Origin of the sequence: Streptomyces lichenis (genome assembly GCF_023218175.1) — a bacterium.
GTDB classification, from domain to species: Bacteria; Actinomycetota; Actinomycetes; order Streptomycetales; family Streptomycetaceae; genus Streptomyces; species Streptomyces lichenis.
The window spans coordinates 1-16,340 of record NZ_JALPTH010000031.1; the positions used below are offsets into that span (position 1 = coordinate 1).

The window sequence follows — 16,340 nt, forward strand, 5'->3', positions numbered from 1 at the left end:
GGGGGGGGGGGGGGGGGGGGGGGGGGGGGGGGGGGGGGGTGGGGGGGGGGGGGGCGGGGGGGGGGGGGGGGGGGGGGGGGGCCGTTGGGGGGGGGGGGGGGGGGGGGGAACGCAGGTCAGCCGTCAGCGGATCCGCTGACGGCTGATCGTCTACGGGAACCGGGCCGGGTCCGCCGGTGCCGGGGACGCCGGCCGGCAGCCCTCCATCCCGCCGGTGGCGGTGGCCGGTCCGCCCGGGGGTTACGCCTGGGCGGCGTACTCGGCGAGGAAGAGGGCCTCGGCCACGGACATCCGCTCCAGCTCCTCGGGCGACACGCTCTCGTTCACCGCGTGGATCTGCGCCTCCGGTTCGCTCAGCCCGATGAGCAGGATCTCCGCCTGGGGGTAGAGGGCGGCGAGGGTGTTGCAGAGCGGGATGGAGCCGCCCATGCCGGCCACCTGCATCTCCTGGCCGGGGTAGGCCTGGGCGAGGGCCGCGGCCATCGAGGTGTACGCGGGGCTGGTGGTGTCCGCCTGGAAGGGCTGGCCCTGCCCGACCGGCTCCACGGACACCCGCGCGCCCCAGGGGGTGTGCGCCTCCAGGTGCGCGGTCAGCAGCCTGGTCGCCTCGGCGGTGTCCTGGCCGGGCGGCACCCGCAGGCTGACCTGGGCCCGGGCCGAGGACTGCACCGAGGGGGTCGCCCCGACCACCGGCGGGCAGTCGATGCCGACCACCGTGACGGCCGGGCGGGCCCACAGCCGGTCGCCGACCACCCCGTCACCGATCAGGCCGACCCCGTCCAGCACCCGGGCGTCCTTGCGGAAGTCGTCCTCCGGGTAGCGCAGACCGGTCCACTCGCCGTCCGCCGCCAGCCCGTCCACCCGGGTCGAGCCGTCCTCGGCCCGCAGCGAGTCCAGTACGCGGATCAGCGCGGCCAGCGCGTCCGGCGCGGCCCCGCCGAACAGCCCGGAGTGCAGGTTGCCCTCCAGGGTGTCCACCCGCACCCGTACGGTGGTCATCCCGCGCAGGCAGGAGGTGACCGTGGGCAGGCCCACCCGGAAGTTCCCGGCGTCGCCGATCACGATGGTGTCCGCCGCCAGCAGTTCGGGGTGCGCCTCCGCGTACCGCTCCAGACCGCCGGTGCCCTGCTCCTCGGAGCCCTCCACGATCACCTTCACGCCCACCGGCACGCCGCCGTTGGCCTTGAGGGCGCGCAGCGCGAGCAGGTGCATGATGAACCCGCCCTTGCAGTCGGCGGCGCCGCGCCCGTACCAGCGGCCGTCCCGCTCGGTCAGCTCGAACGGCGGAGTGTGCCACCCGGCCGGGTCCAACGGCGGCTGCACGTCGTAGTGCGCGTACAGCAGCACCGTCGGCGCGCCCTCGGGGCCGGGCAGGTAGCCGTACACCGACTGGCTTCCGTCGGGAGTGTCGAGCACGGCGACGTCCTGGAAGTCCTCCGCGCGCAGCGCGTCCGCGACCCAGGCCGCCGCCGCCTCGCAGGCGCTGGGCGGGTACTGAGCCGGATCGGCCACGGACGGGAACGCCACCAGCTCGGCCAGCTCCGCCTTGGCGCGGGGCATCAGGGAGGCGACGGTCTCGGCGATCGGCCGGGTGGCACGGGCGGTCATGGGCACGCTCCTGGTGGGTGCGACGTTGAGACGGGTGCCACCGTGATCGGTACGGCGAACACGAGTCCGATACTCCCACAGGGGGTGGAGCGGGCCCGCGCCGTAGGATGCGGTCCAGAGCAAGGGCCAAAGGTCGGGATCAGGAGCGGAAACAGATCGTGAGCAGCGAGAACGCAGACGCCGGTAACACCCACCCGGATGACGCCCCCTCCGGTGACGGTCCCTCCGCGCCGGTCTGGGACGTCGTGGTGGTGGGCGCCGGGCCCGCCGGAGCGTCCGCGGCCTATGCCGCGGCCGTCACCGGGCGCCGGGTGCTGCTGCTGGAGAAGGCGGAGCTGCCCCGGTACAAGACCTGCGGCGGCGGCATCATCGGCCCGTCCCGGGACGCCCTGCCGCCCGGTTTCGAACTGCCGCTCCAGGACCGGGTGCACGCCGTGACGTTCTCGCTGAACGGCCGCTTCGCCCGCACCCGCCGCGCCAAGCGCATGATGTTCGGCCTGGTCAACCGGCCCGAGTTCGACGCGGGCCTGGTGGAGCAGGCGCAGAAGGCGGGCGCCGAGCTGCGCACCGGGGTCACCGTGTCCCGGGTGGAGCAGCACGGGACGACGGTGCCGGACCGGCGCACCGCGGCGGTGGTGCTGGCCGACGGCGAGGTGGTGCTCGCCCGCGCGGTCGTCGGCGCCGACGGCAGCGCCGGGCGGATAGGGGCGCATGTCGGCGTCAAGCTCGACCAGGTCGATCTGGGCCTGGAGGCGGAGATCCCGGTGCCGGAGACGGTCGCCGAGGACTGGGCGGGCCGGGTGCTCATCGACTGGGGCCCGATGCCGGGCAGTTACGGCTGGGTCTTCCCCAAGGGCGACACCCTCACCGTGGGCGTGATCTCGGCGCGCGGCGAGGGCGCCGCCACCAAGCGCTATCTGGAGGACTTCATCGCCCGGCTGGGTCTGGCCGGCTTCGAACCCGCCGTCTCCTCCGGCCACCTGACCCGCTGCCGCACCGACGACTCCCCGCTGTCCCGGGGGCGGGTGCTGGTCTGCGGCGACGCGGCCGGGCTGCTGGAACCCTGGACCCGGGAGGGCATCTCCTTCGCGCTGCGCTCGGGCCGGCTGGCGGGGGAGTGGGCGGTGCGGATCGCCGAGGCGGGCGACGCGGTGGACGCCCGCCGCCAGGCGCTGAACTACGCCTTCGCCATCAAGGCGGGCCTCGGGGTGGAGATGGCGGTCGGCAAGCGGATGCTGACGTTGTTCGCCAAGCGCCCCGGGCTGCTGCACGCCACCCTGACCGGCTTCCGTCCGGCGTGGCAGGCGTTCGTGGACATCACCCGGGGCAAGACCACCCTGGGCGGCCTGGTACGCGGCTCCTCGGTCGCCCGGCGCGCCCTGGACGCCCTGGACCGGCGCGGCCGGTAGGCCGACGGGGGCGGGAGGGGCGGCGGAGTCCGGGCCCGGGGGCGCGCTGGGTCAGTGCTCCGGGCCGCCGGGGTCCGGACGGCCCGGGGTGGCGGCGTCGAACCGCCACAGCACCCGGGCGGTCCGGAAGGCGAAGCCGAGGCCCGCGACCGCGCCGGCCGCGATGAGCGTCCCGCGTGCCGCCGAGCCCTCCAGGTCGAAGACCGGCACCGGGGCGGCGGCCAGGCAGAACAGCACCCCGGCGAGGAAGACGGCGGTGACCAGCGCGTAGCCGATCTCCACGGTGATCGCGTCCCGCCGCGCCTGGCTCCTGGTCCCCATGACGGACAGTCTGGCCCGGTGCGCGGCCGGGAGACAAGGTGATCGTCTCCGGCCGCGCCCCGGGCCTTCCCGGTCGTGGCGCGGGGCCGCGGGGCAGGGCGCCGCACCCCCGTGGCGGTGCCCTGCCCGCGGCCGGTGCCGGCCGCGACCCGTCCCGGCTGGGACGGATTCCCGCGGCGATGCGTATGAGTGGCGGCCCGGATCAGTCGCGGGCGGCGACCGGTGCCGCCGCGCCCACCGGCTCCGCGCCCACCGGCTCGGCGGTCTCCGGCCGGGCGGTCTCCGGCAGAGCGGAGGCCGGGGACGCGGAGGGCGGGAAGGGGACGGGGGCGGTGGTCTCGGTGGTCAGCGGGGTGCTCTCGGAGGAGGCCACCACCAGGGACGGGGCGGAGCGGCGGGCGCGGACGCCGGTGAGGGTGATCAGCAGTCCGACGACGGCTATCGCGGTCACCACCGCGAGACCCGGGCGGAAGCTGTCCAGCACCGCCTGCGGCGACCCGCCCTCGCCGCCGGCGGTGATGACCGCGGTGACCACCGCGAGGAAGACGGCGCCGCCGACCTGCACCGAGGTGTTGAGCAGCCCGGAGACCATGCCCTGCTCGTCGTCGTCCACGCCGTTGGTGGCCTGGATGTTGAGCGAGGGGAAGGTCAGCGCGCAGGCCGCGCCCAGCAGCAGCATCGCCGGCAGGATCACGGCGGCGTACCGGGGCGTCAGGTCGACCTGGAGGAAGATCGCGTACGAGGCCACCAGCAGGGTGAAGCCCAGGGCGATCACCCGCGGGGTGCCGAAGCGGTCGACCACATCGCCGATCTTGGTGGAGGAGACGGCCACCAGCGCGCCGGCCGGCAGGAAGGCGAGGGCGGTCTGCAGCGCGGACCAGCCCAGCAGGGACTGCATGTACTGGGTGGCGATGAACTGGAAGGCCACATAGGAACCGAAGAAGGCGGCCGCGCCGAGCTGGGCCCGGACCTGCGAACCGGAGCGGAGCACGCCCAGCCGGAGCAGCGGGCCGGCGCTGCGGCGCTCGATCGCCACGAAGAGGGCGAGCAGCGCGGCCGCCGCGGCGAAGGAGAGCAGCGTACGGGCGGAGGCCCAGCCGGCCTCGGGGGCCTGCACCACGGTGAAGACCAGCAGCAGCATGGCGGCGGTGCCGGTGACGGCGCCGGGCACGTCGTAACCGCCGCGGGTGTTCTCCCGGGGGCTGTGCGGGATCAGCCGGGCGCCGACCACCAGGGCGATCAGGGCGATGGGCGCGGGCAGCAGCATGGTCAGCCGCCAGCTCACCTCGGTGAGCAGCCCGGACAGCACCAGGCCCATGGAGAAGCCGGTGGCCGCGCAGGTGGTGTAGATCGACAGGGCGCGGTTGCGCTGCGGGCCCTCCCTGAAGGTGGTGGTGATGATGGACAGCCCGGCGGGCGCGGTGAACGCGGCGCTCAGCCCCTTGATGAAGCGGCTGGCGATCAGCAGCGGCCCGGAGTCCACCAGCCCGCCGAGCAGCGAGGCGAGGGCGAAGACGGCGAGCGCCACCAGGAACACCCGGCGCCGGCCCAGCAGGTCGGCGGCCCGGCCGCCGAGCAGCAGCAGTCCGCCGTAACCGAGGATGTAGCCGCTCACGATCCACTGGAGCGTGGCGGTGGACAGGCCGAGGTCGCCGGCGATCGACGGGAGGGCGACACCGACCATCGACACGTCGAGCGCGTCGAGGAACATCGCGGCGCAGAGCACGAGCAGGGTGCCCCACAACCGGGGGCTCCAGCGGTCCCCCGCCGGTGGGGCCCCGGCGGGGGAGAGGACATTGAGCGCAGAAGTCATGGTCAGCACAGTACATGCACGTACATCGAATGCAAGCGCATTTAATTCCGGTGCAACGAACGGCCGGAGTGGGGTAATGTGACTCCATGGCAGTGACGAAGATCGAACGTGCGCTCGTGGAGCAGTGGCGTGACGTCCTCTCGCTGCATGCGCGCACCACCTGCGAGCTCGACCGCGCCCTCCATCCGTACGGGATCGGCGCCAGCGACTTCGAGGTGCTGGACGTCCTCGTCGAGGCGGCCGCGCACGACCCCTGCGACACCTACCGGGTGCAGGAGCTGTCCTCCCGGGTGCACCTCAGCCAGAGCGCGCTGTCCCGGCTGGTCGCCCGGCTGGAGAAGGACGGACTGGTCACGCGCGGGATGTGCAGCGAGGACCGGCGCGGAGTGCGCGTGGTGCTCACCGAGAAGGGGCGCGCCCGGCATGCCGAGGCGCAGCCCGTCCAGCGCTCCGTGCTCGGCCGGATGCTCAACGGGGAGGCGGCGCCGGAGCGGCCGAAGACCGCCGGCGAGCCGGGCGCGGCACAGAAGTAGGCGGCGGCCGGCGGTCAGTCGGTACGAGGGGCGGCGGAGGCGTTCCGTACCGCGTAGCCGGTGAGCGCGGCCGCACCCGCCAGCAGGGCCACCGTGGTCAGGGCCAGCGGCAGCGAGAGCCACTCGGCCAGGAAGCCGATGGCGGGCGGCCCGAGCAGCATCCCGCCGTAGCCCAGGGTGGAGGCGGCCGCCACCCCGTCGGGTCCGGCCAGCGCCCCGGCCCGGTCGATGGCGACGGGGAAGAGGTTGGCCAGTCCCAGGCCGGTGACCGCGAAGCCCAGCAGCGCGAGGCCGACCGACGGGGCCAGTGCGCCGAGCAGCATCCCGGCCGCCGCGGTGGCGCCGCCGGCCACCAGGGTCCGGGTCTGGCCCAGCCGTTCGAGCATGGCGGTACCGCTGAGCCGCCCCACGGTCATCGCCAGGGCGAACGCCGAGTATCCGGCCGCCGCGATCCCCGGATGGGCGTGCAGGTCCTGCTCCAGGTGGAGCGCTCCCCAGTCCGCCAGCGCCCCCTCCCCGTACGCGGTGCACAGGGCGATCAGCCCGAAGACGGTGACCAGCCGCCGGGACCGCCGGTCCATCCGCCCGGGCTTCCGGGACGGCGGGGACTCCGGGGCGGGGGAGGGGTCCGGGGGTACGGGGGCGGGGTGGCGCAGCAGGGTGGGGGCGGCCGCCGCGGTGAGCAGCAGGCCCACCCCGGTCAGCGCCGCCAGATGGGCCATCGGGGAGAGCCCGCCCGCGACCAGCCCGCCGAGCCCGGCCCCGAGCATCCCGCCCAGGCTGAACGCGGCGTGGAAACCGGGCATCACCGGGCGGCGCAGGGCCGCGACCAGGTCGACCGCGGCGCTGTTCATCGCCACGTTGATCCCGCCGTAGCCGACGCCGAAGACCAGCAGCACCAGGCCGAGCGCCGAGGCGGAGTGGGTGAGCGGGGGCAGGGCGATGCTCAGGCTGAGCAGTACGGCGGCGGCGACCGTCACCCGGTGGCTGCCGTACCGCCGGCACAGCCTGCCGGTCAGGGTCATGGTCACCACCGCCCCGGCCGAGACCCCGAGCAGGGCCAGCCCCAAGCTGCCGGCCGAGGCTCCGGTCTGCGCCTTGATGGCGGGGATGCGGACGACCCAGCCGGCGAAGAGGAAGCCGTCCAGGGCGAAGAACACGGTCAGGGCGGTACGGAGGCGGGACAGGGAGGAGAGCGCGGCGGGGTGCCGTCCGGTGCTCCCCCGGGTGGCGCTCCGGAGTTTGTTCAAGTTCGGCACAAAAGGAGGATAGGGGTGACGGGGGAGAGTCTTCAAGCTCGGGAGGGGCGGGGTGGCGCGGGCGCCGGGGCCGACGGACCGCCGGTGCGGAATGCGAGGGAGCCGCCGGGTGTTCGAGCACTGCGGACAGGTCCGGCGGGCCCCGCCCGGCCAGGGCGGCGGTCGCACGCTGAGGAGCGCCGCCGGACCCCACCACCCGACGAACCCGGCACGACCCTGGAGTGATCAGCAACATGCGTGTGGAGATCTGGAGCGATGTGGCCTGCCCCTGGTGCTACATCGGCAAGGCCCGCTTCGAACAGGGCCTCGCCGCCTTCGCCCACGCCGACGAGGTGGAGGTCGTACACCGCTCCTTCGAGCTCGACCCGGACCGGGCGCCCGGGGACACCCTCCCCGTGCTCGACCTGCTGGCCCGGCGGTACGGCCGCACCCAGGACGAGGCCAGGGGCATGGAGGAGCACGTCGCGGCCAACGCCCGCGCCGAAGGGCTCGGCTACCGCACCGAGGGCCGCGACCACGGCAGCACCTTCGACATCCACCGGGTGCTGCACCTCGCCAGGGCGCGGGGCCGCCAGTCCGAACTGCTCGACCTCGCCTACCGGGCCAACTTCGCCGAGGAGCGCTCGGTGTTCGACGCGGAGGTGCTGGCCGCCCTCGGTGTCGAGGCCGGGCTGGACGAGGGGGAGGTGCGCGAGGTGATCGCGGACCGTACGCGCTACGCGGAGGAGGTCCGGGCCGACGAGGCGGAGGCCGCCGCGCTGGGCGCGACCGGGGTGCCCTTCTTCGTACTGGACCGGCGCTACGGGGTCTCCGGCGGCCAGCCCGCCGAGGTCTTCACCCAGGCCCTCGAACAGGCCTGGCAGGGCCGGGCCGCGACCACCCCCACCACCGGCGAGGCCGCCGCCTGCGGTCCGGAGGGCGCCTGCGAGGTCGGGGCGTAAGCCCGGGCCGGGTACTGAGGGGGCGCGGACCACGACGGGTCCGCGCCCCCTCCAGACGTCCGGGACTCCTCGGGAGAGCGGGGCGGCGCCGGGTGTCAGCCGCCCTCCTCGTCGATCTGGTGCTTCCGGGCGGCGAGGACCTGCACGACCATCGCGCGGTCCCCGTGGGTGTGCTCGTAGTGCAGCAGCTTCTCGACGTCGGCGGCGCCGAGCCCCCGGATACGGTGCTCCAGCGTGCCGACGGTCAGCTCGTCGTAGTCGGGCAGCGGAAGCCCGGCACGGTCTGCGGTGGTCATCGGGAACCTCCTTGAGGCTCGTCGGCTGTCTCCTCGTGGTCGTGCACCGCGTCGGCGACATCGCGGTCGAGCGCCGCCCTGACCAGGGCGGCGGCGAGGGCCGGCAGCTCCTCCGCGCGGACCAGCCCGACCAGCTCGCCGGGGTCCGTGGGCAGTCCCAGCCGCTCGGCCCCGTCCAGCGCCTTGCGGTCCAGACAGGGGGCGAACTCCGGCCACACCCCCTGGGCCTCCCGCAGGAAGATGTCCGACCCGGCGGGCCCGATGCCCGGCATCTCCTGGAGCAGGGAACGCGCCTGGTCCACGTCGCCCCCGGCCTTCTCGCGCAGCTTGCGCAGATCGCCGCCGTAGCGCTCCAGAACCAGTCCGGCGGCGTCGCCCAGCTGGGTGGCGGTCCGCTCGTCGTAGCGCCGGTAGCCGCCCTCGCCCAGCGCGTCCACCCGCTGCTGCCAGTCCGCGTCCCGCATCCGGCGGGCGTCCCGCAGCCCCGCGTCGAACAGGGCGCGCGCCGCCGCGACCGCCACCCCGGCCCTGATCCGGGCGCTCAGCAGATGGGCCAGGACCAGCAGCTCGTACAGGGGCTGCGGAGTGTCCTTCAGCCGGATGCCCGCCTCCTCGGCGTAGGTGCGGCCCTGCTCGTCCAGCAGCGCCCGCACCGTCGCCCCGTCTCCGTGGTGTGCCATGGAAACCGCACCTCCGGTTGGCTTGTGCGTCCGTCCTCCGCCGTCCCGCCTCCCTCCGCGGCCCGCACCGGGCCCGCGTACCGCCGTGCCGCCCGCAGTACCCGTCCACGGGCGGACGAAACGGCGCCGGACGGGCGCGGGGCGGGCACCGCGGTTCCCTGGAGGGCGGGCCGGGGTACGGCCGCCACGAGGAAAGGGCGAGGAGCGGATCATGGGAGACTCGCGGTCATGAACGGCAAGGCGACGACGACCCGATCACGGCTGGACCGAGGGCGCGGCGCGCTCGGGCCCGCGCTGGAGCTGGTGCACACCGGCCGCGCCCCGACCCGGGCCGTCCTCACCGCCGAGCTGGGCGTCACCCGGGCCACCGCGGGCGCGGTCGCCGCCGAACTGGAGGCGCTCGGGCTGATCCGGGTGGACTCACGCCCCGCCGCCGCGGCCGGCTCCCAGGGCCGCCCCTCGCACCGCCTGCTCGTCGCCGAGGACGGTCCGGTGGCCCTCGCCGCCCAGGTGCACGCCGACGGGTTTAGGGCCGCCCTGGTCGGCCTCGGCGGGCGCATCGTGGCGACCGCGCCCGGCTGTGTGACGGTGGACGAGGACCCGGCCCAGGTGCTGGCCGCCGTCGTGGACGCCGGTGCGGCGCTGCTGGCGGCCGGCGGACGGCGCTGTGTCGGCGCCGGGCTCGCGGTGCCGTCCGCCGTCGCCGAACCCGAGGGCACCGCGCTCAACCCGCTGCACCTCGCCTGGCCCGCCGGCGCGCCGGTACGGGACATCTTCGCCGCCCTGGTCCGGCAGGCCGGCATCGACGGCCCCGCCTTCACCGGCAACGACGTCAACCTGGCCGCCCTCGCCGAGCACCGCCACGGCGCGGGCCGGGGGGCGCGGGACCTGCTCTGCGTCGCCACCGGCCACCGCGGCGTGGGCGGGGCCCTGGTGCTCGACGGCCGGCTGCACACCGGCAGTTCGGGCCTGGCCCTGGAGGTCGGCCATCTCACCGTCAACCCGGCCGGCCGCCCCTGCTACTGCGGCAGCCGGGGCTGCCTGGACGTCGAGGCCGACCCGCTGGCCTTCCTCACCGCGGCGGGCCGCGAACCCGGGCCCGAGGTCTCCCTGCTCCAGCAGTGCCGCGACCTGCTGCGCACCGAGGCCGACGACCCCGGGGTACGGGCCGCGACCGCCGAGCTGATCGACCGGCTGGGGCTCGGGCTCGCCGGGCTGGTGAACATCCTCAACCCGGACCGGATCATCCTCGGCGGCCTCCACGGCGAACTCCTGGCCGCCGACCCCGAGCGGCTGCGTGCGGTGGTGGCCGACCGCAGCCTCTGGGGCCGCAGCGGCTCCATGCCCATCGTCGGCTGCGCCCTGAGCCACAACAGCCTCGCGGGCGCGGCCGAGTTGGCCTGGCAGCCGGTCCTGGACGACCCGCTGGCCGCGCTGGGCCACCTGGTCGGCTGACCGGTCGGTCTCGGTCCCGGGGCGGCACCGGTCGGCGGGGTTCGGCCGCCCGGCGGGGGCGCGCGCTCGTGCGGCCCGTGCGATCCCTGCGGTGCGTGCGGTGCGCTGCCGGGGCCGTGCCGCCGCTCAGCGCAGCCGCCCCTGGGGCAGCCGGGACCGTTCGGGCTCCGACAGATGGAGCACTCGGTACACCTCGCCCTCGTCCTCGGGCGCCTCGCCCGCCCAGAGCGCGAGACGCAGCACCTCCCAGCGGCTCGCGTCCACGGCCGCGACGGCCGCCACCACGCCCTCCCGCCGGGCCAGCCGCTCGTGCTCCTCCTCCGCGGCCTCGACCGCCCGGGCCGGGGAGGCGTCCTGGTCGATCCGGAGCAGCCGCCGGGTGGCCCACTGCGGGGCCGCCGCGGCCGCCGCCCCCTCCCGGTAGGCCAGCCCCGGCCACTGCCGCACCGGCGGCCGGCCGAAGTCGTCCACGATGCCCTGGAAGCCAGCACCCCAGAGGAAGGCGTTCATCCCCTCGGGCGCCCGCCAGAGATAGAACGGGGCGTACGCGTTGACCGGGGCGCCGTCGGCCCGGTCCCGGATCAGATACGCCTTGAAGCCGAGCCCGGGGAAGTCGTCGAGCAGCCGGCCCCGGGTGGCGACCCGGTGGCGGATGACGTCCATGTCGTAGTCGGCGGGCAGGCCGATCTCGTACTGCATGGCGAGCATGGGTGCTCAGCTCCTTCAGGGGGCGGGACGGGCTGCTTCAGCGCGCGGTCTCCGGGGCGGCGGGGCCGAGCAGGGCCAGGGCGCCCCGTACCGCGGTCTCGAAGGCCGCGGGCGAAGCCGAGGCGCGGGCCAGCACATAGCCGCCCTGCACCACCGCGACCAGTGCCGCCGCGGTGGCCTCCGGGTCCAGCCCCCGGTCGAACTCGCCGTCCGCCACGCCCTGCCCGATCACCCCGGCCAGCCGGTCGCACAGCCAGCCGAGAGTCTCCTCGACCGGGGCGCGCAGGGCGTCGTCCGCGACGATCTCGGGGTCCATGGCCAGCCGCCCGACCGGGCAGCCGCGCAGCACGTCCCGCTCCCGCAGCAGATAGCCCCGCACCTGCTGGTACGCCGTGCCCGGCCCGCCCAGCACCGCCTCCGCGGCCTCCCGCAGCTCCTCGGCGGAGCGCCCGACGGCCGCGAGGGCGAGCCCGTGCTTGCCCGCGAAGTGGTGGTACATGCTGCCCTGGCCTGCCCCGGCGCGGGCTTGGATGGCGCGTGGGCTGGTGCCCACATAGCCGCGCTCCCAGAGCAGTTCGCGGGTGGCGGCGACCAGGCGTTCGGAGGTGTTCACGAGCCGACTGTACATACCAGTAGGTACAGCGGCAACGGTCGGGACCCGCGTGGCAGACACGTCGGCCGCCCCCGCCGCGTGGTAGCGGCGGGGGCGGAGGCGGGGGGCATGGTCGCGCTGACTCGGGGGTCTTCCCGCCGGGGAAGGCCCCCGGGTCAGCGCGTGCCCCGGCTGCGGCTCAGGGCAGCCGTGGGGCGGCCGGTGCCAACGGGGGCGCGGGGGAGGCGGGCACCACCGGAGCGGCCGGTGCCACCGGGGTCACCGATGTGACCGGGAGCGGGCCCGGAGTGGCGGCGGGCCGGACGGGCCGGTCGGGCCGGCCGGTGGGCGGAGCACCCGCCGGGTGCTTCGGCCGCAGACGGGGTACGGACTCCCGCGACCCGGGCGGCACCGGGCCCGGCGTATCCGACCCGGGCGGTACGAGGGCGGGCGGGTCCGACCCGGGCGGTACGAGGGCGGGCGGGTCCGACCCGGGCGGTACGGCGGCGGGTTGGCCCGACCCCACCGGCACCGGAACGGAGGGGTCCGAGCCCACCGGTACCGGAACGGACGGGTCCCACCCCACCGGCACTGGAACGGACGGGTCCGACCCCACCGGCACCGGCACCGACGGGTCCGGCCCCACCGGCGCCGACCCCGACGGGTCCGCGTGTGCGGCGGCGACCACTGCCAGGGCGCCCGCGCCGTCGCCGGCCCGGGCGGCCAGGGTGGTGTCGCCGAACGGTACGGCCGCGGTGAACGGGCCGGTGGTGGCCGCCCCGTAGACCGGGAGCGGCGGGACGGGCGGCGTGGACGGCGGGGGCGCCGGGAGGGTGAACCAGACCACCTTGCCCGACTCGCCGTCCGGTCTGGCCCCCCAGCTCTCGCTGAACGCCTCGATCAGGGCCAGCCCGCGCCCCGAAGTGGACAGCGGGTCGGAGGAGTTGGCCGACGGCAGGCGCGGATCGTGGTCATGGACCGAGACCGTCAGCCGGCCGAGCAGCACCTCCATCCCGACGGTGCACACCTTGTCGGGCCTGGCGTGCTGGTGGACGTTGGTCAGCAACTCGGTGACACCGAGCGCCGCCTTCTCGATGAGGCAATCGAGGTTCCAGTAGCGCAACTGCGCAGAAACGATTCTGCGGACCTGTCCGATCCGCGACGGCAGGGCTTGGAGCTCTACCGTGCACTGCCTGCTTACCTGGCTGATCACGGCTGCGACTCCCCGAAATGAGGTCCGGAAGAAGACGGAGAAGACGGAGATCGGGTCCAGTGGGTGGCCGGCTGCGGGCTCCGGGCGTTCACGGCGGTTCGCGCCGCAGTGTGACCGTCAATGCACCCTGGGTAGTGATGTCCGTCCAGCCTGACCCAGCGGACCGTCCGGCGCAACTCACACGCCCCACGCCCCGCCGGACGGCACCGGTGCCGTACGCGGCACCACCGGCCCCGCCCGCACCGGGCGCCGCGTACGGCGCCCCGCGCGGGTGTACCGGGTGGTGTCCGGGCCCGGGTCTAGTCGGTACCGCCGCCACCGCGGCGGACGGCGTCCCGCAGCCGGCCGGTCAGCGCCCGGGCCGCGGCCGTCCCGCGCGCGGGGTCGCGCTGGCCCAGGGTGAGGCGGTAGCGATGGCCGTTGAGCGTCGCCACCATGGCGTCGCCCCGGTCGGAGAACCAGGGTTTGGCCGTCCGCACCGCCCGCACCGGGGCGCTGTCGATCACCCGCCCGTAACTCGTCAGCAGCGCCAGCCGGCCGTCCTGGACCAGCACCTCGCCGGCCCGGGTCAGCGACCGCGGCCACCGTTCGATCCGTACGCCTGTCGCGCTGAAATCAGCCTCGGCCATGCGTACCCAGCCCCCTTCGTCCAGTTCTGGCGGTCAGTCTGCCCAAGGAGCGGCCTCGGCACCAGGGTGCGGGACGGAAGACTCCACGCGCCCCCCTGTGACCCCGTACGCCCGGTCCTCGCGCCCCTCACTCCTTCGCGCCCCACCGCCACGGCGCCACCGCGGCGCCTTCCACAAGTGTTCCCTATGGAACGTCCAAGTCATCATTTGCGCAGGTGGGGCAGGTATGTTCAAGGCCGCGGACGGCGGCGGGACACCGGCGGAAGACGCAGAGAAGATCAACACGAAGACCAGTAGGCAGATCAGCGCGAAGACCGGCGCGAAGACAGGTACGAGGAGTGGCGCGTGAGCACCGTTGAGCAGCCCGAGGGGCACCAGGGACCCGGGACCGCGCCGACCGCCGCGGCCGGGGCGCCCCTGGCGACCGTGGACGTGGACCGCAGCGACGCGTCCTACCGGACCTGGCTGAAGGAGGCCGTGCGCAAGGTGCAGGCGGACGCCAACCGGTCCGCCGACACCCATCTGCTGCGCTTCCCGCTGCCCGAGTCCTGGGGCATCGACCTCTATCTGAAGGACGAGTCGACCCACCCCACCGGCAGCCTCAAGCACCGGCTGGCCCGCTCGCTCTTCCTCTACGGCCTGTGCAACGGCTGGATCCGCCCCGGCCGCCCGGTCATCGAGGCGTCCAGCGGCTCGACCGCGGTCTCCGAGGCGTACTTCGCGAGCCTGGTCGGCGTCCCCTTCGTGGCCGTGATGCCGCGCACCACCAGCCCGGAGAAGATCCGCCTGATCGAGTTCCAGGGCGGCCGCTGCCACTTCGTGGACGATCCGCGCACCATGTACGACGAGGCCGCCGCGCTCGCCCGGACCACCGGCGGGCACTATCTGGACCAGTTCACCTACGCCGAACGGGCCACCGACTGGCGGGGCAACAACAACATCGCCGAGTCGATCTACCAGCAGCTGAGGCTGGAGCGCTACCCCGAGCCGGCCTGGATCGTCGCCACCGCCGGCACCGGCGGCACCTCGGCCACCATCGCGCGCTATGTGCACTACATGCAGTACGACACCATGATCTGCGTCCCCGACCCGGAGAACTCCTGCTTCTTCGAGGGCTGGACCACCGGCGACCCGGGGGCCTCCAGCGACTGCGGCTCCCGGATCGAGGGCATCGGCCGCCCCCGGATGGAGCCGAGCTTCGTGCCCGGTGCCGTCGACCGGATGATGAAGGTGCCCGACGCGGCGAGCATCGCGGCGGTCCGCGCGCTGGAGGACGCCATCGGGCGCAAGGCGGGCGGCTCCACCGGCACGGGGCTGTGGAGCGCGCTGCGGATCGTCGCCGAGATGGTGGCCGCCGGGCGGACCGGCAGCGTGGTCACCCTGCTCTGCGACCCGGGCGACCGCTATCTGGACCGCTACTACTCCGACGCCTGGCTGGCGGAGCAGGGCCTGGACATCGCCCCGTACCGCGCGACCATCGACACCTTCCTCGGCGGGGGCGGCTGGCCGCACTGAGGCCGGGGCCGGGTCACCGGGGACGGTGCGCCAGCAGCTTGTCCAGGGCCCGCCCGAAGACCAGCTTCCCCGCCCCGCCGAGCAGCGGGCCGGCCACCCGGGGCACTCCCCGTACGCCGATCCGCTCGGTCCACCACACCCGGGTGGAGCCGTCCGGCTCGGCGCGGAGCTCGAACTCCGCCCAGCCGGTGACCACCCGGCCGCGCTTCTCCAGCCGGCAGATCCCGGACGCCCCGGGCCCCTCGCCGGGCGGCTCCCAGCGCACCACCTCCATCGGATCGTCGATGCCCACCGGGCCGATACCGGTACGGGCGGTGAAGCGGGTGCCCGGGCCGGACGGCCCCGGCGTCAGCACTCGGGTCCGGGTCAGCGGCACCTGCGCCCCGTGCGCGGGCCAGTCGGTCAGCCGCCGCCAGACCTCGGCGGGCGGCAGCGGGGTCGTACGGGAGATACGGAAGAGGCTCACCCGGCGATCGTAGGCAGGCGACCGGGCCCGTGCCGGAGGACCGGATCCGTCAGAGCGGCTCCGGGCCGCCCGCCACCACCAGGCCCGGCAGGTGCTCGGCCATCTGGGCGCGGGCCGCCGCCGAGAGGCCGCCGTCGGTCACCAGGGTGTCCACCTCGTCCAGCCGGGCGAAGGAACTCAGGCCCACCGTGCCCCACTTGGTGTGGTCGGCGACCACCACCACCCGGCGGGCGGCGCTCACCAGCCGGCGGTTGGTCTCCGCCTCGGCGAGGTTCGGCGTGGACAGCCCCGCCTCCACCGAGACCCCGTGCACCCCGAGGAACAGCACGTCGAAGTGGAGCGAGCGGATCGCCTGGTCGGCGACCGGGCCGACCAGCGAGTCCGACGGGGTGCGCACCCCGCCGGTCAGGACGACGGTCGCCGCGCCCGGGCGGGCCGGTCCGCCGCCACCGGCGCGCTGGGCGGTGTGGAACACCTCCGCCACCCGCACCGAGTTGGTCACCACCGTCAGCTCCGGCACCTCCAGCAGCCGGTGGGCCAGCGCGTAGGTGGTGGTCCCGCCGGACAGGGCGACGGCACTGCCCGGCACCGCCAGCTCCGCGGCCGCCCGGGCGATGTCCTCCTTGGCGTCCCGCTCCAGCGAGGACTTGGCCTCGAACCCCGGCTCGTGGCTGCTCGCCTCGGCGGCCGGCACCGCCCCGCCGTGCACCTTCTCCACCGCGCCCTGCCGGGCCAGCGCGTCCAGATCGCGGCGGACCGTCATGTCCGAGACGCCCAGCCGGCGGGTGAGCTCGTTCACCCGCACCCCGCCGCGCCGCCGCACCTCCTCCAGGATCAGGGCGCGCCGCTGCTCCGCCAGCAGGTTCTGGTTGTCGCTCACCGCCGGGGCCGGTCCTTCCACG

The 16,340-nt window shown here is 75.3% G+C and carries 16 protein-coding genes and 1 pseudogene; 5 read left to right on the forward strand and 12 right to left on the reverse strand.

The window, feature by feature from the left end:
* Positions 1–240 precede the first annotated feature (240 nt).
* On the reverse strand, positions 241–1,608 hold the full coding sequence (locus M1O15_RS25920; protein ID WP_248636599.1) for a dipeptidase: 1,368 nt from the start codon (positions 1,606–1,608) through the stop codon (positions 241–243).
* A gap of 158 nt (positions 1,609–1,766) precedes the next feature.
* Between M1O15_RS25920 and M1O15_RS25925 the strand changes: the two genes are divergently transcribed.
* Entirely contained in the window at positions 1,767–3,017 is a 1,251-nt protein-coding gene (locus M1O15_RS25925; protein WP_505017681.1) for a geranylgeranyl reductase family protein, read from the forward strand.
* Positions 3,018–3,068: 51 nt separating this feature from the next.
* Here M1O15_RS25925 and M1O15_RS25930 read toward each other — a convergent pair whose 3' ends face one another.
* On the reverse strand, positions 3,069–3,338 hold the full coding sequence (locus M1O15_RS25930) for a DUF6332 family protein (protein ID WP_248636601.1): 270 nt from the start codon (positions 3,336–3,338) through the stop codon (positions 3,069–3,071).
* A 202-nt stretch (positions 3,339–3,540) separates the two neighbouring features.
* Positions 3,541–5,151 (reverse strand): MFS transporter, encoded by a 1,611-nt coding sequence (locus M1O15_RS25935; RefSeq protein ID WP_248636602.1) that lies wholly within the window; start codon positions 5,149–5,151, stop codon positions 3,541–3,543.
* Between the two features lie 86 nt (positions 5,152–5,237).
* Here M1O15_RS25935 and M1O15_RS25940 point away from each other — a divergent pair, with 86 nt between their 5' ends.
* Positions 5,238–5,684 carry a MarR family winged helix-turn-helix transcriptional regulator gene (locus M1O15_RS25940; protein WP_248636603.1) on the forward strand — a complete coding sequence of 149 codons (447 nt, stop codon included), beginning with the start codon at positions 5,238–5,240 and terminating at the stop codon, positions 5,682–5,684.
* Positions 5,685–5,698: 14 nt separating this feature from the next.
* Here the strand turns inward: M1O15_RS25940 and M1O15_RS25945 are convergent, their stop codons facing one another.
* Positions 5,699–6,943 (reverse strand): MFS transporter, encoded by a 1,245-nt coding sequence (locus M1O15_RS25945; RefSeq protein ID WP_248636604.1) that lies wholly within the window; start codon positions 6,941–6,943, stop codon positions 5,699–5,701.
* A 233-nt stretch (positions 6,944–7,176) separates the two neighbouring features.
* Here M1O15_RS25945 and M1O15_RS25950 point away from each other — a divergent pair, with 233 nt between their 5' ends.
* Complete coding sequence (locus M1O15_RS25950; RefSeq protein WP_248636605.1) at positions 7,177–7,884, forward strand: DsbA family oxidoreductase; 708 nt, start codon at positions 7,177–7,179, stop codon at positions 7,882–7,884.
* Positions 7,885–7,979: 95 nt separating this feature from the next.
* On the opposite strand, the gene M1O15_RS25955 is transcribed toward M1O15_RS25950, so the two are convergent.
* Positions 7,980–8,180 carry a DUF8129 domain-containing protein gene (locus tag M1O15_RS25955; RefSeq protein ID WP_248636606.1) on the reverse strand — a complete coding sequence of 67 codons (201 nt, stop codon included), beginning with the start codon at positions 8,178–8,180 and terminating at the stop codon, positions 7,980–7,982.
* Positions 8,177–8,860: an HhH-GDP family DNA glycosylase gene (locus M1O15_RS25960; protein ID WP_248636607.1), complete on the reverse strand. Its 684-nt coding sequence runs from the start codon at positions 8,858–8,860 to the stop codon at positions 8,177–8,179. The genes M1O15_RS25955 and M1O15_RS25960 overlap by 4 nt, the downstream gene beginning before the upstream one ends.
* A gap of 228 nt (positions 8,861–9,088) precedes the next feature.
* On the opposite strand from M1O15_RS25960, the gene M1O15_RS25965 reads away from it, so the two are divergent.
* A complete protein-coding gene (locus tag M1O15_RS25965; protein WP_248636608.1) occupies positions 9,089–10,315 on the forward strand; it encodes an ROK family protein in 1,227 nt (408 codons plus the stop codon).
* Between the two features lie 126 nt (positions 10,316–10,441).
* On the opposite strand, the gene M1O15_RS25970 is transcribed toward M1O15_RS25965, so the two are convergent.
* The 4 genes and pseudogenes from M1O15_RS25970 to M1O15_RS25985 all read right to left on the reverse strand — a co-directional run bounded on the left by M1O15_RS25970 (position 10,442) and on the right by M1O15_RS25985 (position 13,457).
* The gene (locus M1O15_RS25970) at positions 10,442–11,023 is read right to left on the reverse strand and encodes a DUF4865 family protein (RefSeq protein WP_248636609.1); all 582 of its coding nucleotides are present in this window, start codon (positions 11,021–11,023) and stop codon (positions 10,442–10,444) included.
* 37 nt (positions 11,024–11,060) lie between these two features.
* A complete protein-coding gene (locus tag M1O15_RS25975; protein ID WP_248636610.1) occupies positions 11,061–11,651 on the reverse strand; it encodes a TetR/AcrR family transcriptional regulator in 591 nt (196 codons plus the stop codon).
* A 676-nt stretch (positions 11,652–12,327) separates the two neighbouring features.
* Positions 12,328–12,828: pseudogene (locus tag M1O15_RS25980) on the reverse strand (ATP-binding protein); the annotation flags it as partial.
* 299 nt (positions 12,829–13,127) lie between these two features.
* Entirely contained in the window at positions 13,128–13,457 is a 330-nt protein-coding gene (locus M1O15_RS25985; RefSeq protein ID WP_248636611.1) for a hypothetical protein, read from the reverse strand.
* A 417-nt stretch (positions 13,458–13,874) separates the two neighbouring features.
* On the opposite strand from M1O15_RS25985, the gene M1O15_RS25990 reads away from it, so the two are divergent.
* Positions 13,875–14,972 (forward strand): PLP-dependent cysteine synthase family protein, encoded by a 1,098-nt coding sequence (locus M1O15_RS25990; protein ID WP_248636672.1) that lies wholly within the window; start codon positions 13,875–13,877, stop codon positions 14,970–14,972.
* Between the two features lie 13 nt (positions 14,973–14,985).
* Here the strand turns inward: M1O15_RS25990 and M1O15_RS25995 are convergent, their stop codons facing one another.
* Complete coding sequence (locus M1O15_RS25995; RefSeq protein ID WP_248636612.1) at positions 14,986–15,438, reverse strand: SRPBCC family protein; 453 nt, start codon at positions 15,436–15,438, stop codon at positions 14,986–14,988.
* A gap of 49 nt (positions 15,439–15,487) precedes the next feature.
* Positions 15,488–16,318, reverse strand: coding sequence for a DeoR/GlpR family DNA-binding transcription regulator (locus M1O15_RS26000; RefSeq protein WP_248636613.1), 831 nt, complete (start codon positions 16,316–16,318; stop codon positions 15,488–15,490).
* Positions 16,319–16,340: the final 22 nt, after the last annotated feature.

Bases quoted from the DNA above. Each gene is read 5' to 3' on its own strand.
- M1O15_RS25920 (WP_248636599.1), bottom strand. From the start codon at position 1,608: ATGACCGCCCGTGCCACCCGGCCGATCGCCGAGACCGTCGCCTCCCTG.
- M1O15_RS25930 (WP_248636601.1), bottom strand. From the start codon at position 3,338: ATGGGGACCAGGAGCCAGGCGCGGCGGGACGCGATCACCGTGGAGATC.
- M1O15_RS25935 (WP_248636602.1), bottom strand. From the start codon at position 5,151: ATGACTTCTGCGCTCAATGTCCTCTCCCCCGCCGGGGCCCCACCGGCG.
- M1O15_RS25940 (WP_248636603.1), top strand. From the start codon at position 5,238: ATGGCAGTGACGAAGATCGAACGTGCGCTCGTGGAGCAGTGGCGTGAC.
- M1O15_RS25950 (WP_248636605.1), top strand. From the start codon at position 7,177: ATGCGTGTGGAGATCTGGAGCGATGTGGCCTGCCCCTGGTGCTACATC.
- M1O15_RS25955 (WP_248636606.1), bottom strand. From the start codon at position 8,180: ATGACCACCGCAGACCGTGCCGGGCTTCCGCTGCCCGACTACGACGAG.
- M1O15_RS25960 (WP_248636607.1), bottom strand. From the start codon at position 8,860: ATGGCACACCACGGAGACGGGGCGACGGTGCGGGCGCTGCTGGACGAG.
- M1O15_RS25965 (WP_248636608.1), top strand. From the start codon at position 9,089: ATGAACGGCAAGGCGACGACGACCCGATCACGGCTGGACCGAGGGCGC.
- M1O15_RS25970 (WP_248636609.1), bottom strand. From the start codon at position 11,023: ATGCTCGCCATGCAGTACGAGATCGGCCTGCCCGCCGACTACGACATG.
- M1O15_RS25975 (WP_248636610.1), bottom strand. From the start codon at position 11,651: ATGTACAGTCGGCTCGTGAACACCTCCGAACGCCTGGTCGCCGCCACC.
- M1O15_RS25985 (WP_248636611.1), bottom strand. From the start codon at position 13,457: ATGGCCGAGGCTGATTTCAGCGCGACAGGCGTACGGATCGAACGGTGG.